The following is a 255-nucleotide window of genomic DNA, read 5'->3' on the forward strand; positions in this document are numbered from 1 at the left end:
AAACTTATTGACCTTTCTGCTTTCATACCTGGCTGTGTCAAAGGGTATTTTATTGACAGGTGCCATCAAGAGTTTCTCTTGTTCAAAGAGTGCATCAATCGATTTTTTTAACCGGTAGTGTTGCCCCAGATTTCGTTCGGAACATTTTTTTAGCAGATCGAGGTTAAACGTTCCCAGATGGTTAATGGTCGGTTCTGGCACAAACAAGTTCCTTCTGATAGTGCCAACCTTGTTCTCAACATTTCCTTTTTCATG

At 40.4% G+C, this 255-nt stretch carries 1 pseudogene; it reads right to left on the reverse strand.

What is annotated here, in order from left to right:
- Positions 1-255: pseudogene (locus tag AAIG11_RS18135) on the reverse strand (IS21 family transposase); the annotation flags it as partial.

The sequence above is a fragment of the Anoxynatronum sibiricum genome (genome assembly GCF_039414295.1).
Taxonomy (GTDB): domain Bacteria; phylum Bacillota; class Clostridia; order Peptostreptococcales; family Tindalliaceae; genus Anoxynatronum; species Anoxynatronum sibiricum.